Here is a 4,221-nt window from a genome sequence, read left to right as displayed (position 1 = left end):
CCCCCGCCCCGTCCGGCCGGCGGTTCGCGCCAGCCGGACGGGGCGGGGGCGGGCTGGCGGCGCCCGATCCGGACCGAGTGGAGCCGGGGCAGGTCGGTGCGGCGCCGCAGGTCCGAGGTGGCCAGGGCGATGCGTACGCCGTTCCAGTCCTCGCCGGTGCGCTGGGCGACCGAGGCGCGCAGCACCAGCCGGCCCGTGTCGTCGCCCTGCCGGTGGGCGAGGCGGTACGCGGGCACCCAGACCGCGCCCGGAACCCCGTACTCCACCTCCAGTTCGACCTCGACCCCGGCGGCGGCTTCGGCGGCCGTCCCGGGCGCGCCGGTGCGGGCCAGGGTGAGGACCGCGGAGACGGTGGCGGCCACGTGCGCCTGCGGCGCGTCGCCGGAGGCGCGGGCGAGCCGGTCCTCGGCGACGGCGAGCTCGTGCCCGGCGCGCAGCAGTTCCTCCTCCAGCTCTGCCAGCCGCGCCTGGAGGGCGGCCAGCCGCCGGTCCACGAAGTCGGCCAGCTCCAGCCACGCCTCGACGGGCGTCCGGCGCTGCGCGTCCTCGCGCCGGCGCGCCGGCGGCGCCGGATGCAGCCCGCCCGCCTCCTCGATCAGCGTCAGCTGCCGGTCACGGCGGGCCTGCACGGCCGCATGCCGGTCGCGGAGCCGCTCGGCCGCCTCCCGCAGCTCGTGCGGCGTGCGCGGGTCGGCGGGCTCCGCCTCGACCTCCACCCGCGCCTCCACGACGCGGACGCGCGGCGCGCCGAGGACGCGGGCCCGCAGCGATCCGGGGTCCAGCGAGCGGGGCAGCCCCGTCACCCGCAGCCGTCCGTCCGGCGGGACGGTGCCGCGGGCGAGCCGCCGGCACAGTGCGCCCTGTGCGTACACCACGACGGAATCCAGGGTCGATTCCCACCGTGCGGTCCGAGCCGTCATGCGTGCTGCCCCCCGACGTGCGTCCGTGCTGAGCGAAGCCTACCCACCTGCCGTACCGGCGCCCGCGGCGGTGCCGCTCACCTGCCGCCCGTGAAGGCACCGGCCGGTACGGACAGCTCGTGGCCGGTGGAGAAGCGGAGGCGCACCTCCGACTCCGTCCACGTCGCGGACCGGATGCCCTCCGCCCCCAGGCGGGTGTCGATGCGCAGCCAGTGCCCGTACGAGGCATCGGGCTGCCTGCCGACCACCATCCGGTACGAGTCGTCCCCCGACAGGTCGCGGAGGTGCTCCACCCTCAGGAAGTAGCGAGAGCCGTCGTAGGGCAGGGCGGAGGGCGAGGCGCTGCGGTACACCACCTCCGTCCGCGGCCACGACGCGGCCGCCGGCACGGAGATGCTCAGCAGGACGCCGGCCGCGACGCCCAGCAGGAGCATGCCGATTCCGCGCCGCCGTCGGCGGCCGCCCGCGCCGCCGGCGGCCGGGCCGGGGGTGAACGTACTGCTGATGGAATCCCTCCGATGACCGCGCCGCTCCGCCCCCTCGGACGGAAGCCGGCTCTGCGGGAAGGACGCAGAACCGGGCCGATCGGTTGTCGCCGGCGGTCACGGGCCGCGCCGGTGAATCCTTTTCGGCGGACGGCGCCTCTTGTACACGTGCCGACAGTCGTCGGACCAGGAAGGCGGAGGAAGAACATGGTCGTCGGAATTGCAGTGGCGGTCGGAGCGGTGCTCGTGTGCACGTGCGTGTACGCGGTCTCGCGCAGGCGGGGGCGGACGCGTGGCTGAGTACGCGTGGCCCGGCGAGCAGTTGGTCGCGGCCGCCCGGCGCGGCGACGTCGACTCGCTCACGGCGCTGGTGTCGGGATCGCACCCGAACGTGCAGAGGTTCGCGCACTCCCTGTGCGCCACACCCGAGGACGCACAGGACGCCGCCCAGGAGGCGCTGATCATCCTGTACCGGAAGATCGGGACGCTCCGCGCGTCCGGCGCCCTCGCGTCGTGGATGTTCCGCATCGTCCGCAACGAGTGCCTGCGGCGCGCCCGGACGATCGGACGGGACACCGCACCGCTGCGGGACGAGGCCCGGCCCTCCGCCGAGGAGGAGGCCCTCCAGAGGCTGGAGGCGGGCCGGGTGGCGGCGGCGATCGCCGCGCTGCCCGCCGAGCACCGGCAGGTGCTGATCATGCGGGACGTCCAGGGACTGAGCGGGCGGATGGTCGCCGACGCGCTCGGGATCGGCACGGCCGCGATGAAGTCGCGGCTCCACCGGGCCCGAGCCGAGGTCCGGAGCCGGCTCGGCGATGTGGACGGCGTACGGGCGGGAGGCGGACGGTGAAGACGGCGACGACCGGGAAGGGCGGCGGGCCGGACTACGCGAGCGCGTCCCTGCCCCGGCACCTGGCCCGCGGCGCGGTCGGCTTCGGCTCGCTGATCGGGGGGACGGCCCTGGCGTTCACCGTCGGCCCGATCGCCCTGCTGCTTGTGCCGGTGGGGCTGGTGGCGCTCAGGGGGTGCCCGATGTGCTGGACGATCGGCCTCGTCCAGACCGTCTCCCGGGGGCGCCTCCGGCGCTCCTGCGAGGACGGCCGCTGCACCCTGACCGTCCCGGCCCGCCCGTCCTGACGGCGCCGGCGCGGCGCCCCGCACGGGGGCCGGGGCGCCGCGCCGGCCGCCCCGCCCCCCGCGGGCGGGGCGGCCAGGGGCCCCGGGAGGGGGTCAGGACCGGGACGTGATGTGGTCGAGGACGGCGGTGAACTCCGCCGTCGGGGAGAAGTCCACGTACTCGCAGTCCTCCAGGGCGACAGGGGCGTGTCCCGGCGGCCAGTGGAACGCCTGCCCCGCCTCGTAGACCTCCTCGCCGTCCTTCGTCACCATCTTCAGCCGGCCCTTGAGCATGTAGCCCCAGTGGGGGCAAAGGCACAGGTCGTCGGGCATGCCCTGCAGCGCCGGGCGGAGGTCCGCCCCTGCCGGCAGCCGTACGAAGGCGACGCCGACCGGCTGCGTGCGGAGTTCGACGCCGTCGCCCTCGACCGCCGCCGGTGTGTCGCCCCGGGTGATCGCCGTCATGGCTGCCTCGCTTCCCACGGCCGCAGAGGTGTTCGCCTTTCCAGCGTGGCCGCGCTCGCCGGGGCGCGCCAGGCGGGCGCCGGCGGCCGGTGCGCCGCGGCGTACCGGGTGCCGCGGGAGCGGGGCCGGGGGATCCTGGTCCCGGGCGGTGCGGAACCGCCCCCGTCTGCGGACGGTGGCCGTACGGGAGCGGGTGGTCGCCCGTGTGGGGTGACGGAGAGGCGTACGAGCCGTACATCGGCCGGTGGAGCCGGCGCGTGGCGGGGGAGTTCGTCCGCCGGCTGGACGTGCCGGAGGGGGCGGCGTGGTGGGACGTCGGCTGCGGTACGGGCGCCGTCACCCGCGCCGTCCTGGAGGCGGCGGACCCCGGCCGGGTCGTGGGCGCCGACCCGTCGGAGAGCTATCTGCGGTACGCGCGGCGCACCGTCGGCGACCCGCGGGCCGGCTTCGTGCGCGCCGACGCCCGACGGCTGCCCGCGCCGGACGGGGCGGCAGGCGCCGCGGTCAGCGGACTGGTCCTCAACTTCGTGCCCGAACCGGCCCGCGCGGTCGCCGAGATGCTCCGGGTGGTGCGCCCCGGGGGCCTGGCCGCGGTGTACGTGTGGGACTACACGCAGGGCGGCATGGAACTCCTGCGGCACTTCTGGGACGCCGCGGCGGAGGTGGACGCGGGCGCCGGGCCGCTGGACGAGGGCGCCCGATTCCCGCTGTGCGCACCCGAACCGCTGCGGCTGCTGCTGCGCGGATCCGGGCTGGCCGACGTCTCCGTCGGCGAGATCGTGGTCCCGACCCGCTTCCGGGACTTCGCCGACTACTGGGAGCCGTTCCGGGGCGGACAGGGCCCGGCGCCCTCGTACCTGGCCGCCCTGCCGGAAGCGCGGCGCGAACTCCTGCGGGAGCGGCTGAGGGCGTCCCTGCCCGCCGCGGCCGACGGATCGATCACCCTGTCCGCCCGGGCCTGGACCGCCCGGGGCAGGCGCCCCTACCGGTGAGACCCACCAGGACGGCCCGAGTGGTGGGCACTCGCCGGCGAACGCCCACCACGAGCATCCGGGGCGGACCGCCGGGCGCGCCGGGGGCGGGGCGGGGGGGCGCGCCCGCGCCCGGGGGGGGGGGCGGGGGGGGGGGGCCCCCGGGGGGCGGGGCTCGGGGGGCGCCCCCCGGGGGGGGGGGGGAGGGAGGGGGGCGGCGGCCCGCGCGGCCCCGCCCGGGGGCGGCTGCGCGCCCGCCTGGAC

At 77.6% G+C, this 4,221-nt stretch carries 6 protein-coding genes; 3 read left to right on the top strand and 3 right to left on the bottom strand.

From position 1 onward, the window contains the following. Together EF903_RS29525 and EF903_RS29520 are read right to left on the bottom strand one after the other, a co-directional pair. On the bottom strand, window positions 1–920 hold a 920-nt coding region (locus EF903_RS29525), incomplete at its 3' end, for a DUF4139 domain-containing protein (RefSeq protein ID WP_125548064.1). 77 nt (window positions 921–997) lie between these two features. Continuing rightward, window positions 998–1,354 (bottom strand): hypothetical protein, encoded by a 357-nt coding sequence (locus EF903_RS29520; protein ID WP_125548063.1) that lies wholly within the window; start codon window positions 1,352–1,354, stop codon window positions 998–1,000. A 343-nt stretch (window positions 1,355–1,697) separates the two neighbouring features. Between EF903_RS29520 and EF903_RS29515 the strand changes: the two genes are divergently transcribed. Together EF903_RS29515 and EF903_RS29510 are read left to right on the top strand one after the other, a co-directional pair. After that, entirely contained in the window at window positions 1,698–2,255 is a 558-nt protein-coding gene (locus EF903_RS29515; RefSeq protein WP_125548062.1) for an RNA polymerase sigma factor, read from the top strand. Next, complete coding sequence (locus tag EF903_RS29510; RefSeq protein ID WP_125548061.1) at window positions 2,252–2,542, top strand: hypothetical protein; 291 nt, start codon at window positions 2,252–2,254, stop codon at window positions 2,540–2,542. Before EF903_RS29515 ends, EF903_RS29510 begins: the two co-directional genes overlap by 4 nt. Window positions 2,543–2,635: 93 nt before the next feature. Here the strand turns inward: EF903_RS29510 and EF903_RS29505 are convergent, their stop codons facing one another. Next, window positions 2,636–2,986 (bottom strand): hypothetical protein, encoded by a 351-nt coding sequence (locus tag EF903_RS29505; protein ID WP_125548060.1) that lies wholly within the window; start codon window positions 2,984–2,986, stop codon window positions 2,636–2,638. Window positions 2,987–3,189: 203 nt separating this feature from the next. Here EF903_RS29505 and EF903_RS29500 point away from each other — a divergent pair, with 203 nt between their 5' ends. Next, a complete protein-coding gene (locus EF903_RS29500) occupies window positions 3,190–3,978 on the top strand; it encodes a class I SAM-dependent methyltransferase (protein WP_125548059.1) in 789 nt (262 codons plus the stop codon). Window positions 3,979–4,221: the final 243 nt, after the last annotated feature.

The sequence above is a fragment of the Streptomyces sp. WAC05292 genome (assembly GCF_003949955.1).
Classification (GTDB): domain Bacteria; phylum Actinomycetota; class Actinomycetes; order Streptomycetales; family Streptomycetaceae; genus Streptomyces; species Streptomyces globosus.
The sequence above is the reverse complement of the archived record's forward strand: the minus strand, read 5'-3'. Positions and strand labels throughout refer to the sequence as shown.

Coding starts and splice junctions, on each gene's coding strand:
- EF903_RS29520 (WP_125548063.1), bottom strand. CDS start 1,354: ATGCTCCTGCTGGGCGTCGCGGCCGGCGTCCTGCTGAGCATCTCCGTG.
- EF903_RS29505 (WP_125548060.1), bottom strand. CDS start 2,986: ATGACGGCGATCACCCGGGGCGACACACCGGCGGCGGTCGAGGGCGAC.